The 17702-nt window shown below is 44.1% G+C and carries 14 protein-coding genes; 11 read left to right on the plus strand and 3 right to left on the minus strand.

Annotated features, from left to right (window positions below):
- The first annotated feature begins 43 nt into the window (after nt 1-43).
- From FRZ06_00645 to FRZ06_00660, 4 genes are all read left to right on the plus strand, one after another.
- Nucleotides 44-1492 (plus strand): diguanylate cyclase, encoded by a 1449-nt coding sequence (locus tag FRZ06_00645; GenBank protein QOX61967.1) that lies wholly within the window; start codon nt 44-46, stop codon nt 1490-1492.
- A gap of 158 nt (nt 1493-1650) precedes the next feature.
- Nucleotides 1651-2550 (plus strand): MFS transporter, encoded by a 900-nt coding sequence (locus FRZ06_00650; GenBank protein QOX61968.1) that lies wholly within the window; start codon nt 1651-1653, stop codon nt 2548-2550.
- Between the two features lie 103 nt (nt 2551-2653).
- Nucleotides 2654-3904 (plus strand): hypothetical protein, encoded by a 1251-nt coding sequence (locus FRZ06_00655; GenBank protein ID QOX61969.1) that lies wholly within the window; start codon nt 2654-2656, stop codon nt 3902-3904.
- A 59-nt stretch (nt 3905-3963) separates the two neighbouring features.
- Complete coding sequence (locus tag FRZ06_00660; protein ID QOX65775.1) at nt 3964-4536, plus strand: uracil-DNA glycosylase; 573 nt, start codon at nt 3964-3966, stop codon at nt 4534-4536.
- Between the two features lie 48 nt (nt 4537-4584).
- Here the strand turns inward: FRZ06_00660 and FRZ06_00665 are convergent, their stop codons facing one another.
- On the minus strand, nt 4585-4983 hold the full coding sequence (locus FRZ06_00665) for a hypothetical protein (GenBank protein QOX61970.1): 399 nt from the start codon (nt 4981-4983) through the stop codon (nt 4585-4587).
- 221 nt (nt 4984-5204) lie between these two features.
- Between FRZ06_00665 and FRZ06_00670 the strand changes: the two genes are divergently transcribed.
- Together FRZ06_00670 and FRZ06_00675 are read left to right on the plus strand one after the other, a co-directional pair.
- On the plus strand, nt 5205-5534 hold the full coding sequence (locus tag FRZ06_00670) for a PadR family transcriptional regulator (GenBank protein QOX61971.1): 330 nt from the start codon (nt 5205-5207) through the stop codon (nt 5532-5534).
- Nucleotides 5524-6753 carry a DUF2812 domain-containing protein gene (locus FRZ06_00675; GenBank protein QOX65776.1) on the plus strand — a complete coding sequence of 410 codons (1230 nt, stop codon included), beginning with the start codon at nt 5524-5526 and terminating at the stop codon, nt 6751-6753. The genes FRZ06_00670 and FRZ06_00675 overlap by 11 nt, the downstream gene beginning before the upstream one ends.
- Here FRZ06_00675 and FRZ06_00680 read toward each other — a convergent pair.
- Nucleotides 6707-7564, minus strand: a complete 858-nt coding sequence (locus FRZ06_00680) for a deoxyribonuclease IV (GenBank protein QOX61972.1) — start codon at nt 7562-7564, stop codon at nt 6707-6709. The genes FRZ06_00675 and FRZ06_00680 overlap by 47 nt on opposite strands.
- 319 nt (nt 7565-7883) lie before the next feature.
- Here FRZ06_00680 and FRZ06_00685 point away from each other — a divergent pair, with 319 nt between their 5' ends.
- From FRZ06_00685 to FRZ06_00700, 4 genes are all read left to right on the plus strand, one after another.
- Nucleotides 7884-9902: an acetyltransferase gene (locus FRZ06_00685; GenBank protein QOX65777.1), complete on the plus strand. Its 2019-nt coding sequence runs from the start codon at nt 7884-7886 to the stop codon at nt 9900-9902.
- Nucleotides 9903-9989: 87 nt separating this feature from the next.
- Nucleotides 9990-10703, plus strand: coding sequence for a response regulator transcription factor (locus FRZ06_00690; GenBank protein QOX61973.1), 714 nt, complete (start codon nt 9990-9992; stop codon nt 10701-10703).
- A complete protein-coding gene (locus FRZ06_00695; GenBank protein QOX61974.1) occupies nt 10700-12097 on the plus strand; it encodes a HAMP domain-containing histidine kinase in 1398 nt (465 codons plus the stop codon). The genes FRZ06_00690 and FRZ06_00695 overlap by 4 nt, the downstream gene beginning before the upstream one ends.
- A complete protein-coding gene (locus tag FRZ06_00700; protein ID QOX61975.1) occupies nt 12090-13685 on the plus strand; it encodes a hypothetical protein in 1596 nt (531 codons plus the stop codon). Before FRZ06_00695 ends, FRZ06_00700 begins: the two co-directional genes overlap by 8 nt.
- Before the next feature lie 35 nt (nt 13686-13720).
- Here the strand turns inward: FRZ06_00700 and FRZ06_00705 are convergent, their stop codons facing one another.
- Nucleotides 13721-14734 carry a hypothetical protein gene (locus FRZ06_00705; protein QOX61976.1) on the minus strand — a complete coding sequence of 338 codons (1014 nt, stop codon included), beginning with the start codon at nt 14732-14734 and terminating at the stop codon, nt 13721-13723.
- Nucleotides 14735-14927: 193 nt separating this feature from the next.
- On the opposite strand from FRZ06_00705, the gene FRZ06_00710 reads away from it, so the two are divergent.
- Nucleotides 14928-17678: a PAS domain-containing protein gene (locus FRZ06_00710; GenBank protein ID QOX61977.1), complete on the plus strand. Its 2751-nt coding sequence runs from the start codon at nt 14928-14930 to the stop codon at nt 17676-17678.
- The last annotated feature ends 24 nt before the right edge of the window (nt 17679-17702 follow it).

Genomic DNA, 17702 nt, shown 5'->3' on the forward strand with positions numbered 1-17702 from the left:
CCATGAGCGGCGGATGTATGAAATTTAGAAAGGGAGCCGGTTATTGAATAACGTTATATTAAGCAGCTTACTGTTTGTTTCGTCAACTTTGCTCTGTATTCTCGTCTTCTATGGAATCAGGAGAAGAGAGATACAGGGCGTTTTCTATTTTTCAATTCTCATGGGAGTAATGATCATCCACTCGGTGGGGTATGCCTGTGAACTATTAAGCAATTCCCTTACGCAAATGTATCTTTGTATTAAAATTGAATACATTGGTGCCTCTTTTTATCCTTTTCTCATTGTACTTTTTGCAAGAGAGTATACGGATGAAAGGCGGTTTGCAAACAAATATCTTTTGAACCTGCTGCTGGTAATCAATACCATAACGCTGATTCTTGTCTATACAAACGCCTATCATGGTTTCTATTATTCCTCAGTCGGTCTTGACTTCTCGCCCGGGTTTCCGATTTTAGCACTGAAAAAGGGGTTCTGGTATACTGTTCAGGTAGCCTGTTTGTTTTTTTCAATTCTGTACAGTGTGATCATCCTTAGTATTAAGTTGAAAAGATCCAGTGGTAATTACAGGAGAAAAGTTGCATTTATGCTCATCGGGGTCATGATCCCTTTGATTACTTTGATGGTGTACATGAGCGGATACGGTCCGGTTTACATTGATTTGACACCCTTTTCCTATTTTATTATGAGTCTGTTTATCATTGTCGGACTACTTCGCTACGATATCCTGCTCCTTGCACCAATCACCCATGAAATGGTATTCCATTCCATTGAAGAAGCAGTTTTGGTAGTGGATCAGGATGATTTTCTGGTAAATTTCAACGCCGCATCAAAAGTCTATTTTCCTTCCCTTGAAAAGATCAAAATAGGTCAATCGGTGCATTTGATCGAAGAGCTCGGGGACTATGACTTCGCTTCAAAACAGAGGATCTATGAAGCCCGCGGAAGAATCCTGAGCTTCCATGTGATTTCTGTAAGGTACAATTATATCTATGTCATTAGCGATATAACCGAATCAGAAAAGGTAAAAAAACAGCTTGAAACGTTAGCCAGCGAGGACAGCCTGACTGGCTTATACAATAGACGCCACTTTATGGAGCTTCTGGAAAATTCAAATGGCGGTGGCACCTTCATAATCTTTGATCTGGATCATTTTAAAACCATTAACGATACCTATGGTCATATGGAAGGAGATCAGGTATTGATCTGGTTTGCAGGCAAGCTGCGGGAATGCTTCCAAAATCAGGTTGCATGCCGCTATGGCGGGGAAGAATTTGCGGTATATGCAGAGAATCTGGACGGGCAGGTGGCATTCCACAAAACGGAGCTTTTAAGAGAAGCATTGCACGCTGATTCGTCACGGGCGGTCAAGGTCACATTTTCCGCTGGCATCACGAATTTTGAGAAAGAAAATATACCGGAAACTCTGATTAAAGCCGATCAGAAGCTTTATGAAGCAAAAGCTGGAGGCCGGAATCAAACCAGATACGAATGATACTACCTGTTTACATTTTATCGGGCAGGTTTTCCTTGCAAAGCAGCTGCGGTGTGCATTCGGCACAATTGACGGCTGTTTTTTCTTAATATCTTCCAATGACTTTTGATATGAGAACGAATATGATGTTGTTGCGTGATAAAAAATAAACAATCAAAATGAAAGAAGAAGGGAAGAGAAAAATGGACAATAAAAAGAATGCTTCTGAGTTGGTTCAGTACCCTGCTTACCGCTGGTTGATGCTTGCGGCTGCAATTTTGACAATGTTATGCGCAATGATGATCACAATGTCCTTTGCGCCTTTGGTTGAAATCATTGCCAAGGATCTTGGAGTCGATCTGGGAACCGCATCCTTTGGCTTCATGGGAATGAATTTATTTTCAACTGCAGTAGGTGTTATGCTCGCAGGGTTTTTAATTGACAGGATTGGTCTTTCAAGGGTTATGATCGGTGGGCTGATACTAATGCTTGCGGCTAATACTGCACTTCCTGTTATAGGCCATAGCTATGCTGCTGTCGTCCTAATCAGAATTCTGGAGGCGCTGGGCTGCGCTCCTGCCTTGATTATTATCGAACCAACGGTATCCTTCTGGTTTCCAAATAAGGAGAAAGGCCTGGCATTGGGCTTGAATGGACTATCCATACTCGGACCAGTGGGAACGGGCATGCTCGGACCGCGACTGGTGATGAGCGCAAGCTCCTGGCAAATGGGAATGCTTTACTTCTCAGTGGTATTGCTGGTGGCAACAATCTTTATTGTAATTGTAAATATAGGTGCCAGACATCATCTCCCTCCTACCATGACAAAGAAGGAAGAGCACAGCAATATGACGAAACAGGATTTTATGAAGACAGTTCTGCGCAGTCCTGCATTTTGGCTGGGTCTTTGCGTCATGGCGTTCAGTACCTGGGCAAACCAATCCTTTAACAATCTAAGTCCAGCTTTTCTCGCAGTAGATCCTCCTGTTGGAGCTGGCTATGGGGCAGAGGCAGCGGGAAGGTTTTCGGCAGGCACATGGATTGGTATGATTGGAGGCTCTACTTCATCGGTCATTTAAATATCGCATTTTAACCTAACGAAAATGGGGCTTGATCTATTCAATGCCTCATTTTTGGGATACAATTATAAGTGCAATAGAATGAGGTCTGGGGGAGTTAACGATGGAAACGAACCATTTAAATGGAACTGGAATGGATGCTTTTTCAACAAAGTTTCTAAATGCATTACTGCAAGGAAAAAATCTGAATGATATCTTGGCTATCGGATTTGAACTGCTTGGCAATCCCATATTTGTTACCGACACCATAAATAAGGTACTCGCTTATACAAAGGATGTCGAGGTGGAAGATCCTGACTGGAATGAAATTGTTGAAAAGGGATATGTCTCCTTTAATGTAGCCACCAATAAAAAAGTTAAAGCAGTCATGGAGCAGATCGCCATCAGCGGCACACCGGTAATTGAATACCTGGAGGACAAAGAACTATCCATTTTGCGTGCGGTAATTCGCAGCGAAAACAAAACAATTGGGTATCTGGTGGTTCCCGGAAACTTTAAATCTCACAGCCAGGAAGATATTGATCATGCTGTCTTGCTTTGCAATATCTTGTCTCTGGCAATGCAAAAGCATCGTTATGCCTGCAATTCCATGGATCTTATGGCAGAATATTTTCTTACGGAACTGCTGGATGGAAAAATTAAATCCTCTAACATTATCCGGGAAGAACTGCGGTTTCTGAGAATGGAATTAAGAGCCTTTCTGTACATTCTTGTGATTCGAGCCAAAGACCATTATGATAATGTCTCCTCCATGGAAGTGATGGAAGCAATTAAAGCAATCTTTCGGGGCTCCATTTCCGCGGTATATAACGATGATATTGTAGTATTTCTCAATGGAAATAGGAAGATGGAAGATTGCGGGGATGAACAGGAAAAGCTGACGAAACTGCTTGCAGGAAATAAGCTGCATGGCGGTCTGAGCCGCTGCTTCCAAAGCATGTCAGATGTTCCATACTATTATAGTCAGGCAGTGGAAGCCATCGAATTGGGACAGCCTATGGACAGGCAAATGATTTTGTATCATTACGACCATTACGTTTTGCACCATATGGTTGCGGTTTGTGCAAAGCATACGGAAATTCGGAACTTCTGCCATCCCTCACTATTTGTACTGAAAAAATATGACGGAAAAAATGGAACGGATTTTATGCAAAGCCTGTATCAATACCTGAAGCACAGCAAGAACCTGATCGAAACAGCCAATACCCTTCACATACATCGCAATACAATGAGCTATCGTATCAAAAAAATAGAAGAGCTGATGGATGTTGATCTGAATGATATGAATTTATCCTATTATCTTTTTATGTCTTTTAAAATACTTGAATTTATCAGGGTTCAGGAAATGGACTAGTCCTACAAAAGAGGTGGATCAATTTGAATAAAAAAAGCAGTGCAGACGTTCTTGATCGTTTGCATCAACAGATTTTACAGTGTCGGCTCTGTGCGGAAACCTTCGGATTTCAGCCTCATCCTGTTGTGCAGGGCAGCCATAACGCTAAAATCATGCAGATCAGTCAGGCACCATCCAAAAGCGTACATGAGACAGGTAAGCCTTTCAATGATGCCAGCGGAAGAAGACTTCGGGGGGAATGGTACGGTATCACGGATGAGGTCTTCTATGATCCCAACCTGTTTTATATTGTGTCAATGGCACACTGCTATCCGGGGAAGTCCCCCGGCGGAGGCGATCGACGCCCTCCCAGAGTTTGTTCAGAACTATGGCTTTCTAAAGAACTTGAGTTGGTCAATAACGAAATCTATATCATTATTGGCAGCTATGCTTCGGAATTCTTCTTTCCGGGGGAGAAAATTACACATTTGGCCTTCGAAGATCGGGAAATCAACGGCAAACCTGTCTATGTTCTCCCCCACCCGTCACCGCTGAATATGAAGTGGTTTATGGACTATCCCGAGTTTACGGAGCAACGGATTCCGATCATAAAGCGTGAAGTTCACCGGGTGCTGGGGATTGAAATGGTTTAAGTATGGCCGCGAAAACTTCCGCAGCCATCAATAAATAAGCATTGATTGTCAGCAAATTCCATGGGGCCGAGGGCCAAAGCCCAAGACGCCAAAATCAATATATGCCTGACCGGTTCCATCCCCTGCGCGAACAAATACAGACAATGCACGTCCAGGTACATCATAAGTTTGCGTGAAGCTTTCTCCCGGCTGAAGCGTAAAGGTGCCAAGGCTAAAAATGAGCTCTTTGTTTTCACGATCCTGAATCAGAGGGGAAAAGGTAGCCGGAACTGTACTGCTTTGTCTGCTTGAGGCGTAAATGCGAATGGTGTAATATGACGCAATATCAAAGCCTTCCAAATTTTCGTTGAGTCGAGCAGTCTCGCCTGCAGGGATGGTTACTGCCCCTGGCTGCGTTCGGAAAATAAGCCAGTTTTGAGGGCCATAGCGGGTATCGTGATCCTGCATGATCATCCTTCCTTTCTTTGAGGCATTATATTTTATGATGTTTTGCGATGGTTGGTTCTTTTCAGAGTCTATTGACAGCTCACACGGATTAACATATTTCAGAGTCTATTGACAGCTCAATGGATGATCATATTCCAGAGCCTATTGACATATCAAACGGATTGTCATACTATTATGTTATGCGATATATCGAGTGACATAATAGTGGTTAGGAGGATTCTATGTCGTACACAAGCGGCCCCATGACAGAGGCCATGTTTTATGTGCTGCTTGCACTGGTTAACCCGAACCATGGGTACCAATTAATGAATGCAATCTCCCTAGTCTCAAATGGACGGATTCAGATGGGTCCCGGGACTTTATACGGGGTTCTTGCAAGGCTGCAAAAGGATGGACTCATCACCATTGTCGAGGATGATGGGCGCAGGAAGATTTATGAAATGAATGACGTTGGCAGGGCTGCACTGAGGGAAGAATATCAACGGCTTCTTTCTATGGTGCAGGACGGTATTTCACTTAGGGGGGAGATGGACAATGAGAATGTCAAGTAGAAATGGCAAGTCTGGCCGGGCTCCCAGAACGGTAAGACGATTTATGCAGGATGATATTTGGAACATCGGAAGGAATGAATCCTGGTTTTCCGGTATGGCGGAGAAGGGGTTCCACCTGCGTCGTATTGGCAGGATCTTTGCATTTTTTGAAAAAGGAGAGCCGACGAAAACGAACTATCGAATCGATGTAATGAATACTGCACCGGAGACAGAACAGCTGGAGCTTTACGAGAAATTCGGCTGGAAGCTGGTATGCAATATCAAAGAACTATACATATTCTCATCCCCGGAGAACGCAGCATGCCCAGAGCTTCATACTGACCCCGCAGAACAGAGTTTTACACTGGAAACTGTGGATCGGAAACTCAAATATCAAGTGATCTGGATCTCGTTTCTTATGATGATTTTTCTTGGCATGATGGCTGCTTTGTTTTTTCTGAATCAAACGCCTACCCTTTCCTTGATGGAAGTAACAGGGCTCCAGATACCGATTCTTTTGTTTGTGGAACTCTATGTTTCCTATAGCGTAATCAGAAATTATGTCTCTCTCAGGAGGCTGAAAAGGACGCTTTCTCAAGGAAAGCCGATGAATCATAAGGAACGCTGGAGACTCCCTCGTCTGATCAATGGAACGATCAGCGTATTCTTTATTCTGTGTGCATTTCTTACAATTATTTTGCCCATTGCGGACATCTTTCAAAGAGAAACTTACACATTGACCGATAAACCTGACAACCTTGCAGTGATCCGTCTTGCAGCAATTGAAAAAAATCCTCGCTTAGATAGACAAACAGGGCCCTTCAACGAGGGGGGAGACTTTTTAAATAGTGTCAATAAGGGCTGGTCACCCTTGGCCCCTGTTCAATACGAGATCAATGAGAATGGGATTATCGAAGATCTAGCGTGGGATGACAACAGCGGACCTTATTCTCCTGCAATCCATACACGGTACTATCGATTGCTCTTGTCTGGTATGGCAGATAACTTGACCAGAGATATTGAGAAAAAGTTTGTCGATTCCTATGATCCTGAAATGATTGTTTGTGAAGAGAAAGTGGAAGGGTTCGATCGATTGATCGTTGCAGTATCGGGAATTAGAAAACAAGTTTTTGCAGCAAGGGGGAAAGAAGTAATGTACGTGGATTATTTCGGAAATGCGCAGGCACAAGATCTCATTCGTTTGTTGCCGCAGGCTTTTCAATTTCCAGCAGAGATTTGATGTGATCCAGTTCTTTTTTATGACCCTCATGATCCAAAGGGGTTTCCACATAAAAAGGAAGGTCACTGATGCAGGGATGGGTCATAATATTCATGATTGCCTCAATACCGATTTCGCCTTGCCCAAGGGGCATATGCCTGTCCTTGCCCGACCCGAGGGGATATTTGCTGTCGTTCAGATGAATCGTTTTCAACCGTACCAGTCCAATTTGCAAATCCAGTTCCTCCAAAACCTGATCAAAACAATTTCTAATATCATAGCCTGCAGAAAATACATGACACAGATCCATACAGATTCCAAGCTTTTCACTATGTTCAGTCAGATGAATCACTTCTTTCAGCTGACTGAAGTTGAAGCCGATCTCAGAGCCCTTACCGGGCATTGTTTCCAGTAAAACTGTGATCCCCGCATCTCCTTGAATGGCTTGATTCAAGGCTGCTACGATTTGTTTGATCCCGCTGGCTTCGCCTGAGCCGGTATGGCTTCCCGGATGAAGCACAAAATATTCTATGTTGAGTGCATCCATTCTTTTGATGTCTTCTATGACAACGCCGCGGCTGAACTCATAAACCTTAGGGTTGGAACTTGCAAGGTTCATGGTATAGGGGGCGTGGGCCTGCAGCGGGCCGAACGTATACGCTTCTCTAAGTCTTTGGAATTTTTCAATATCTTTCTTGTCATACGCTCTATAATTTGAACCCCTGGGATTTCTGCTGAAAAATTGGAATGTATTTGCTCCCATTTTTTCAGCATCGTCTACTGCTTTGGCATAACCTTTTGCCGTTGATAAATGTGGGCCTATTACGAGCATGGTGGTTTTCTCCTTAATTCCGTTGTTTCCTTATTGTCTGCACGGTTTGTTCTTGCAGGCTGTCTATTCTTATTGTTCAATGAAAAGTTGGAGCTTATACTTGTGTCAGATCGAAATCTTAACTTTTTCGTAAGGATTATTAAGTATTTCGTAAAGCACTTTCTCAAATAAATTGGTAAAGTAAAAGAGAAGAAACGGCTATGACAGGTGGAATCATCCGGTGACAGACATGAGTGGAGAGTGAAATGACATGAAGTTCAGCAATAAAGATCATTCTATTATGCATCAAGGGGAAATACGGAAAGGTTCCACAGGCTATATGCCCGGGTTGGACGGGCTGAGAGCGCTTGCGGTATTTGCTGTAATCGCATATCATCTCGATCTGTCATGGGCACCGGGAGGACTATTAGGGGTAAGTCTTTTCTTTGTACTTTCCGGATATTTGATTACTAATATTCTGATGAAGCAATGGGAACGAACCGGAACGATTGATTTGAAAGATTTCTGGATTCGCCGTGCCCGGCGGCTGCTGCCGGCTCTCTTTGTCATGCTGACTGGTGTGATTCTTTGGGCCGCGTTTTTCTCCTCTGAACGTTTGGCTGATTTACTACAGGAGGTACTGGCAGCAGCTTTTTACACCAGCAACTGGTATTTGATCTTTCATCAGGTGTCATATTTTGAGAGTTTTGGACCGCCTTCTCCGCTGGGGCATCTATGGTCTCTGGCGGTGGAAGAGCAGTTCTATCTTTTCTGGCCGCTTCTTTTGGGATTGGGACTCCGCTGCACCAGGCAGCGAAAATGGATTATAGGGGGAACAGCTGTCATCGCGCTGGCATCTGCCGCAGCGATGGCTCTGATTTATATGCCGGGACATGACCCCAGCCGGGTATATTATGGAACGGATACACGTGCTTTTGGTTTGCTTGTGGGCGCAGTACTGGCTATGGTTTGGCCAAGCGGCCAGACTGGAGAGCTGACGGCAAAAAAGAGACTGGCTTTGGAAACAACAGGAAGCATGGGGTTATTGGTCGTCATTTTGATGATCATTACAACGAATCAATATCAAACCTCTCTCTACCAGGGCGGGCTGCTGATTTTTTCAGCCGCAGCCGCTTGCGCTGTGGCTGCATTAGCCCACCCTGGAACCGGTTTAGGGAGGTTGCTTGGGTGGAGGCCTCTTCGCTGGCTTGGAGAATGCTCTTATGGGATCTATTTATGGCATTATCCGGTCATCGTATTGACCAGCCCGTTAATAAATACGGAAGGCCCTGACCTTCTACTACAGCTCAGGCAAATTGCTCTGAGCATTTTTCTGGCAGTATTGTCCCGTTATCTTGTAGAAGATCCCATCCGATATGGCCGTGGAATCGGCATTTCCCGGCTTGTACCGGGACTTCGCCATTTCGCAGAACAGGCCAAGGCGGGAAAATCACGGCTGGCGGCTAGGCCGCTTTTGCTGAGTGCTAAGATATCGGTCAGTGTGCTTCTGATCTGTTTTGTATTTCTCATGACCGCCAATGGGGGCGGACAAATTTCAGCAGAGGATTTGATATCGGGTCATGTTGCAACAAATATTCCGATCACCCAAGAAAGAATTGATCCCTCAAAGGATTTGGCGGACTCCGATGCATTGGAGCAGCAACCTCACGAGAATGATCCCACGGTGCCAGTGAAGCAAGGAGCAGGGATGGACTCAATAGAAAAACCCAGTGGTGAGAATTCGAATACTGAAGGGGCAGAGCAAGAAAATCCCAGTAATAAAGCAGAAGGGGAATCATACATAGTGAATGGCACTAAAACGGCCTCACAAGGGGAAAACGAAGTCAATACGGAGAAGGAAACGATAAAAGGGGAGGGAATCACTGCAATAGGAGATTCTTTAATGATCGGAATTGAACCGTATTTACAAAAGCGTATGCCTGGAGCTATTGTCGATGGAAAAATCGGAAGACAGATGCACCAGGCGCCGGATGTGATTTCCGGTCTTGAAAAGGAAGGGAAGCTAGGCAAAACCGTAATCATTGAATTAGGGTCCAATGGTTCTTTTACAGAGAAGCAGCTGGCAAATACATTGGACTCTCTGAAATGTGCCGAGCAAATCATATTGATGAATACCCGTGTGCCAAGGCCTTGGGAGACTGCGGTAAACGATACGATTGGCAAGGTGGCTCAGTCTTATCCTAACGTTAAGCTGATTGATTGGTATTCAGCCAGTAATGGGCACAATGAATATTTTTATTCCGATGGAGTCCATCTGAATCAGAAGGGTGCAGAGGCTTACGGTAATTTGATCGTTGAAGCACTGAGCGCAGTTCAAGAACAAGAAACAAGCAAATAGAAAAACAGGCGTCATTGAATGGATCTTTGTATCATATAAACAACGAATTTTATGGTACAATAAAAGAAAAACCAAAGGGATGAGAATATGCAGGAGAACAAGATAAGAGTATTGGTTGTTGAAGATGAAGCTTCAATCCGACGTTTTATCAAACTCAATCTGGAAACCGCAGGGTATGAAGTGGGAGAAGCCGCTAGCGGAGAGGATGCCTTGGAGCTAATTGAGACATTTTCTCCGGATGTAGTTGTGCTGGATCTCATGCTGCCTGGGATTGATGGGCTGGAGGTCTGCAGACATATCCGCGGTCATACACCCGAGCCTCTGATTATCATGCTGACAGCAAAAAGTCAGGATACCGATAAAATCATGGGCCTTGAACTGGGTGCGGACGATTATATGGTGAAACCATTCAATCCGTTTGAATTGATTGCCAGAATTAAAGCAATGCTGAGACGAAGAGACCGCTTCGATACACCAAAGAAGGTGTATACCTGCGGCGATCTTGAACTGGATACCGATGCCAATAAACTGCTGAAGGACGGATATGAAGTAGAATTGACTCCCACGGAATATTCCCTGCTGAAGATTTTTATGGAAAATCCGGGAAGAGCATTGAAAAGGGATGAACTTCTGAATGCGGTTTGGGGAGAAGACTATTTTGGTGATACCAAAACTTTAGATGTCCATATCAGGCGGCTCAGGGAAAAGATTGAAGAAAACCCCTCAGCGCCGCAATATATTAAAACTGTCTGGGGCTCAGGATACAGATGGCAGCCAGAGTCCGACCGGAGGCCTTCATGAGAAAAGGAATTCGGGGAAGGCTGACTGCAAATTTTATGATTGTCATTTTGATAACTGTGGCAGTTTTGGAAGTTTTGCTGATCTATATTGTTCAGCAAAATTACTATGGCAGCCTGAAAGGCAACTTGACGAATCAGGTGAAAATCAGTGCGGATATGTATTCGAAATATTATTCTGACGCATCGTTGGAAGACAATATTTTGTACAACGTAGACGCTTTTTGGAATCAGAGCAATGCAGAAGTAGAGATCATCGACAAGAGTGGCAGAATCGTCATGGATTCGCTTGGCATGATTCCCGGCCCGGGAGAGCCCAAGGATGATATTCGGGATGCACTGAATAATCGTATGGGAGAATGGGTGGGTACCTTAAACGGCCAAAAGGTAATTGCCGTTGCCTATCCGTTGAAATCAGACGGCGAGATTGTCGGAGCCCTGCGCCTTATTGCTTCAACCGATGCGATCGATCAGGATATTGGAAATACCATTAAGCTATTCGTAGCAATCGGGATCATCGTTGTTCTTCTGGTTGGTATGCTTAGTATTTTTCTTGCAAATACCATATTGATTCCTTTAAAAGAAGTGACCGCTGTTGCCGAGAGCATGGCAGCGGGCAATTTTCAAATTAAGAGCAGAAAGAAAAGGGATGACGAAATCGGCAAGCTTTCCGATACCCTGAACTATATGGCCGATGAGATCACGAAAAAAGAAAAGCTTAAGAATGAATTTATATCATCGGTTTCCCATGAATTACGTACGCCTCTTACCTCCATAATGGGCTGGGCTATCACATTGAAGAGTGAGAAATTCCAGCAAAAGGAGACATTGAATGACGGCCTCGGAATCATTGCCGAGGAGAGTGAGCGACTAACCAGGATGGTTGAAGAACTTTTGGATTTTTCCAAATTTGTTTCGGGTAGGATTAAACTTGAATACGGCACCGTAAATTTGATGACGCTGATGGAGCATATCCGCAAACAGCTTACGCCCAGGGCATTACGGGAAAACATAAACTTTACTGTGTCCTATCCGGAAAACATGCCGGAGCTGTTTACAGACGTTAATCGGATGAAACAGTTATTTATCAACATTTTGGATAATGCACTGAACTTTACCGACTCAGGTGGAAGTGTTGATTTCCATGCTGAGGTTTCCGAAAAAGAATACCGGTTTATTATAACGGATACCGGCTGCGGGATTGCCCCAGAGGAACTTCCCATGGTAAAGGAAAAGTTCTACAAGGGTAAAAGCTCTCATTCAAAAAATGGAATCGGTTTATCAATCTGTGAAGAAATCGTCACCTTAATGAAGGGGCGATTAGAGATAAGCAGCCAGGTCAATGTAGGGACCACTGTGGCCATTATACTGCCCAGAGAGGTGAAAGCAAATGGTTAAAAAGGGCTTGCTTCTTCTGAGTGTATTCTTTTTAATGATTCTTGCCGGGTGCACCGATCCTCCCGGTGCATCGGCAGGCAAGATCATCCCCCCGCTCAATCAATCCAGTCCTCTTGGCGGTAAATGGGAGATTATGCAAGAGCTTGGGACGAGCGGATATGCCATTGAAACCTCACAGCAATGGACTGGCGGTACCGTTCAGTTTGCCGAAGATGGGGTTGAAATTGGCGGTCATGTTTGGGATCGGCTATCGTACAAGATAAAGCGGGTCAATGCAGCAGATTACCTGATGACAAAATACATTCCATTTACTGATGTTGCGATCACGGAGAGTCAGGAGGTGGATGTCATAACCGTGTATGCGGCATCCAAATATTTGGGCGAGTTTATGAAGCTCAGTGATGAAAAGATGATTTCCTTTGTGCAAAACAAAGGACTTTTACTTAGAAAGCTATCGGATGAGGCGGACAGCTTTCTTGGTTTTCCAGACAGGAATGCTCATGATCTTTATCAGGACAGCATTCAGGGGACTTCAGGAATTCTGATGGGTATCAAGATCCCCTATGGCTCCGGTTACCGATACAGAACCCTTTGGGTTGCCACCGACTATAATGAGGTGCATCCAGTGCTTGCGGCCGATCAACTCTTCTTTCCGAGAACCAGTGGGTTTTGGGAACTTCAAGTGCAGAGTATAACGGAAGAGGGCAAGACTGGCAATATTCTGACGGCACGTAATGTGACTGCAAAGACCCTTGAAGCACGCCCAGTCCTTAGTGGGGATGTGGAAGAGGAAAACGAAAACAGCCGAGTCTCTGTACCGGAAGCAAAGGATCCTGAGAAGAATACCAATAAGGATACTCCGCAAGATATCGCAGCGACTGATGATAAAGATAGTGCAAAAGATGGGGAAATCGAACGTGAGCCTGTGGCAAGGGTGATCAATTATATCGGAAACAATTATATTGCCATAGAAAAACAGACAAAAGAAGGAAATCGGCTTCAGGTACTTCCGGTTGATAAGCTGTCAATGACGACTGAGATTAAAATACACGACCTGATGGGACATAAAGGTCTGAGTGCATATCTCGGTGCAAGAGAACGTGCGGTATCGGAGTTGAAAAAGAAGGGCTTTTCCGCACTTGAAGAAGCTGAGCTAGGGCAGAACTTTGGACTGGTTCGCAAATATGGACATTGGTTTTTAGTAGGCAGAGTTAACTATGAGAAGGGCGGCATATTTGAGCACAGCGACTTTGATTTGAAGATCATCCCTCCTTCCAACCTGATTTATTATGATACCCTTGTATTAAGCTGGCATAATATTAAGGATCGGGTGCCGGATGCCTTGGATGCTTTTGCCTCGCCAAACAGAGACGTTGCGCTGGTAAAGACGAAGAATAAAATTATCGTTTATCAGGTTATTTCCGAGCAGCTGGCAGAAACCCCGCTTGCAGAGATTGATCTGCTGGAAGGAACCAGTGTAGTTATGGCAGAATGGGCTACAGGATCTTATGTGGACAACTGGGAGAAATCTTTCCTTGCCTACGGTGCTAAGCCTATGCCTTCAGGTTATGTCAGAATTAAGCAATAATTAAGTCCCGGAGTAGAAATCCGGGACTTTGTGCATTATAAAACCGCAAGGAAGGCAGGAGCCGGGCCCACTGTCACATCAGCGGTTATCTGATTGGTTCGGGTATCGATGATCGAGATGTCATTTGCGAATGAGTTGGTGATAACAAGCTGTCTCCCGCTGTTTACAGTCTCTGCACCATAGGGGCCTCTTCCAGCAGGGATGCTGATCAATTCACTATGGCTGAACAGATCGAAAAGAGATACGGTATCAGAATATCGGTTCGCACAATACAGCATTCTTCCGCTTGGGGTAAAGGCTAGACCCACCGGGCCTCCCTGAGTGGGGATATTCGGCGAAGCCGGTTCCGCAAGCTGTACGTTGATGGGGGTAAGTGTATTCCCATCCTCATTTGAGACCATGGCCAGGCGGTTTGTTGGGCTGATGCTCACACACTCGGTTCCTGCTCCTGCCGGCAGTACCTTAACAACAAGATTCACAGACAAGTCAATCACTGCAACTTGAGAAGTGTTGCGCAGTGTCACAAAAGCCAGGGTACCGTTTTTTGTGAAATCCAGTTGGAAACCAATGGAAGGGAGCGGAATTTCTGCTACCTGTTCCAAGCTGTAAGCATCCAGAATTGAAACAACAGGTTCTCCGTAATGAACAACATAAACATAGCGGCCGTCCCGGGTTACTCTGACCCCTGCCGGACGAATACCCGTGGGGATAGTCGTCAGGGTTTCATTGATCCGAAGGTCAATCAATGAAAGCGTGTTTTCAAAAAAGTTTGTGACGTAGGCATAGGGTGCATGCCTGTTAATATCGATATCAAGGGGACCTACCCCTACGGTGATGTCAAAAAGTCTTTTCGCGTTATTTACATCCACTACAGAAACGTAATTGACTCCATAAACACAGATATATGCCAGAGCCGGTTTTGGGCATCTGGTAAAAATATTTCTTCTGATCGCATCGTTGGGCTCAAAATTGCCTGCAGGAAGTGTTGCCCTGATCTGTTTTAGATATTCTTCTCGGTTATCAAGCATGAGGCCGCTGGTAACGTTCATGTGAAAAACTCCTTTTGTTGAAATATCGCTTTGGTATGAATCATACCGCTGCTATATATTTTATGAATGAAAGAGTTTTGTTGGCACTCTGCGCCGGCGTCTTCGTTGGATTCACCTTGGTGAATGATTGACAAAAATAAGAAAAAACCGTATGCTTAGGTAATCCGCAGATCTTCAGTAAGAGGTAAGTCAAGTGATCGTCGATGATAGAGTGGATAAACAGGAACAGTCCGTGGTTGAAGATAAGGGAATCATAACGGATATCAGCAATTGTTTCTGCGAATATCTTGATTATGACAAATCAGAATTGATAGGAAAGACCCGTGATCAATTCTTTTTTCAGCTTCTTCGAATGAACAAGCTTCCTGACGGAAGTACGGGAACATCAGAAGGGTTTCTTTTTACGCGGAAACTGGATGTGCGAAATGTTCGCATACGACGAAATGAGTCTGGAATTTCAGGCAGATTCGAATATAACATAAGTGAAATTCCCAATTCACGGTTGGAAGAGAATAATGGGTATCTTGAACAACTTTCCCTGTCAAATGTAATTGGGATTGGTATTTTGAGTGTTCCGGATTTAATTTTAATCAAAGCAAATGAAACATACTTGAATTTTCTCGAACCGCCGTATCATGAAAGAAGCAACAGTATAGGTAAGCCGATAAAAGATATGATACCAGGCTTGTGTGGCAGCCGGTTTGAGGGATTTTACGAGAAGGCCATTTGTACGGGAAAAGTCATCTCGGAAAAGGAATATGAACATATCGGATTTCAAAGGGGTATGACATACTGGAATTCCATCATCACTCCCCTGGCAGAGGACGGTACTGTAAAATACTTAGTTGTTACTGCGTCTGATGTGACCGATCAAGTGGTTGACAGGAGACAGATGGAGGTTATTCTTGATAATATGTCAGATGGTCTGGCTGTTTTGGACCGCTCAGGATCTTATATCAAGGTCAACAAAAAGCTGAGAGAGTACATACGGAATATTACAAAGCTAGATGATGCAGTTGATAAATTGGGCAAGTCCTATCAGGCAGGGGAACTTTATTATGACAGCAGTGAAAACCCCCTCCCACTGGATGAATTTCCTGCTGTACAAGTTCTTAAAGGCGAACGCACTAAAAATAAGCGCGTGCTGATGAAGTACAACGAGCAAACAACATATTTTAATGTAGATGCAGACCCTGTCTTTGATGAGAACGGAGAAATTCAGCTTGGGATTATCCTGTGCCGCGATGTTACAGAGCAGGTGAGGCGGGAAACTCTAATAAAGGAACAAAAGGAAGAACTGGAAGCAATCATTGAAAATATGAACGATGCTTTTGCTATTTTCAGTCGAGAAGGCAGGGTTATCAAATTAAATGCGGAAGCACGAAAGCTGCACCCACATCTGACACTGGAACACACGATTCATTCTTCTCATGAAGGCTATACTTATTATGATTTAAACGACAATCCTATTTGTATCGAAAACACTCCGACAAGGCGGGCCTTCCGGGGAGAAGCGGTAAGAAATGAACGGATCATTTTGAAGAATAGCAGGGAGCGCATCGTGTTAGAGGCCAATGCAGTTCCGGTATTTCATGATCAGAAGCTAATCTCTGTGGTGGTATCGCACCGTGTTATAACCAGGATGGTTGAGTATGAAGAGGAGATCAGAAGGCAAAAGGAATTGCTTGAAGTCATCCTGAGCAACCTGAGAGAGTCAATCTATGTGTTTGACCAAGATTTGAATGCACTTGTTCTCAAGAACTCAGTACGGATGTTGAATTTACAAGCAGGCCAAGGAATGAATGAAATGAACTCCATGCACCCACAGTCAGATCCCTTTTACAAGCATTATCATTTGGATGGCTCTAGCATGAAGCTGGAGGATACGGCAATTTATCGCGCGGTAAATGGGAAAGCGACTGAAAATCAGACGGTGTGCTTCCAAGAAAACGGACGAAAGTATTGCTATCTTGTAAATGGGAAGCCCATCTTAGATCAGGAGGGAAAATTTCTGTACGGGATCACAAGCGCTATGGAGATTTCTGACCTGATGAATAGCCAACTTGAATTAAGAGATGCAAAAGAAAAGCTCTTGGATCTGGAACATGAAAAAAATCAAGTGTTGATGAATGCCATGAAACAGAAGGATGAGTTTCTGTATTTGATTACCCATGAGTTCAAGACTCCACTAGCAGTAATTTTGTCAGCGCTGCAAACCATTGACCTGCTTTGCAAAGATCAGATGCCACTCGTGGCTGAGAAATATTTGAAAAAAATCAAACAGAATACTTTCAGGCAGATCAGGCTGGTGGGAAACCTTCTTGATATTACAAGAATTAATTCTGGTTTTGTAACAAACAATGATGAAGTTTACGATATTGTTCATATGACCCGAAGCATTATTGAATCAATTCAATCGATTGCTCAGCAAAAAGGGGTTACGGTCACGTTCGCTACGGCATTATCCAATTACGAGATTTGTTTTGATGAGGAAAAATATGAGCGGATTTTATTGAATCTTCTCTCCAACGCACTGAAATTTACCGAGCCGGGGAATGATATATGGGTAGAATTAAGAAAAAAGATGATTGCAGGAGTACAAAGAGTATCCGTGAGCGTAAAGGATTCAGGCATCGGCATTCCTGCAGATAAGCAAGCATACATATTTGAACGATTTGGCCAGGTGAATACCAGCTTCTCAAGGCAAGCAGAAGGTACGGGAATCGGACTTTATCTCGTGAAGCTTTTTGTCAGTGCAATGGGAGGCGAAATCAAATTGAAAAGTGAAATCGGCAAGGGGAGCACCTTTACTGTTCTGCTTCCCGATAGGGGCAGATCCAGAGCAGAGCATCAGCCTAAAGCGAGTGAGTCACCGAAAGTATTGAATTACAATGAAAGGCTAACTCAGGAGATTGAGATTCAGTTATCAGACATTTACTTCTAGAAAACAGAAACTAAAGGATTACGA

The organism is Clostridiales bacterium, from assembly GCA_015243575.1.
Lineage (GTDB): Bacteria > Bacillota > Clostridia > Peptostreptococcales > Anaerovoracaceae > Anoxybacterium > Anoxybacterium hadale.

What these genes read in the sequence shown, in the direction of transcription:
- FRZ06_00650 (QOX61968.1), top strand. Translation starts at nt 1,651, where the DNA reads ATGAAAGAAGAAGGGAAGAGAAAAATGGACAATAAAAAGAATGCTTCT.
- FRZ06_00655 (QOX61969.1), top strand. Translation starts at nt 2,654, where the DNA reads ATGGAAACGAACCATTTAAATGGAACTGGAATGGATGCTTTTTCAACA.
- FRZ06_00665 (QOX61970.1), bottom strand. Translation starts at nt 4,983, where the DNA reads ATGCAGGATCACGATACCCGCTATGGCCCTCAAAACTGGCTTATTTTC.
- FRZ06_00670 (QOX61971.1), top strand. Translation starts at nt 5,205, where the DNA reads ATGTCGTACACAAGCGGCCCCATGACAGAGGCCATGTTTTATGTGCTG.
- FRZ06_00675 (QOX65776.1), top strand. Translation starts at nt 5,524, where the DNA reads ATGTCAAGTAGAAATGGCAAGTCTGGCCGGGCTCCCAGAACGGTAAGA.
- FRZ06_00680 (QOX61972.1), bottom strand. Translation starts at nt 7,564, where the DNA reads ATGCTCGTAATAGGCCCACATTTATCAACGGCAAAAGGTTATGCCAAA.
- FRZ06_00685 (QOX65777.1), top strand. Translation starts at nt 7,884, where the DNA reads ATGCCCGGGTTGGACGGGCTGAGAGCGCTTGCGGTATTTGCTGTAATC.
- FRZ06_00690 (QOX61973.1), top strand. Translation starts at nt 9,990, where the DNA reads ATGCAGGAGAACAAGATAAGAGTATTGGTTGTTGAAGATGAAGCTTCA.
- FRZ06_00695 (QOX61974.1), top strand. Translation starts at nt 10,700, where the DNA reads ATGAGAAAAGGAATTCGGGGAAGGCTGACTGCAAATTTTATGATTGTC.
- FRZ06_00700 (QOX61975.1), top strand. Translation starts at nt 12,090, where the DNA reads ATGGTTAAAAAGGGCTTGCTTCTTCTGAGTGTATTCTTTTTAATGATT.
- FRZ06_00705 (QOX61976.1), bottom strand. Translation starts at nt 14,734, where the DNA reads ATGAACGTTACCAGCGGCCTCATGCTTGATAACCGAGAAGAATATCTA.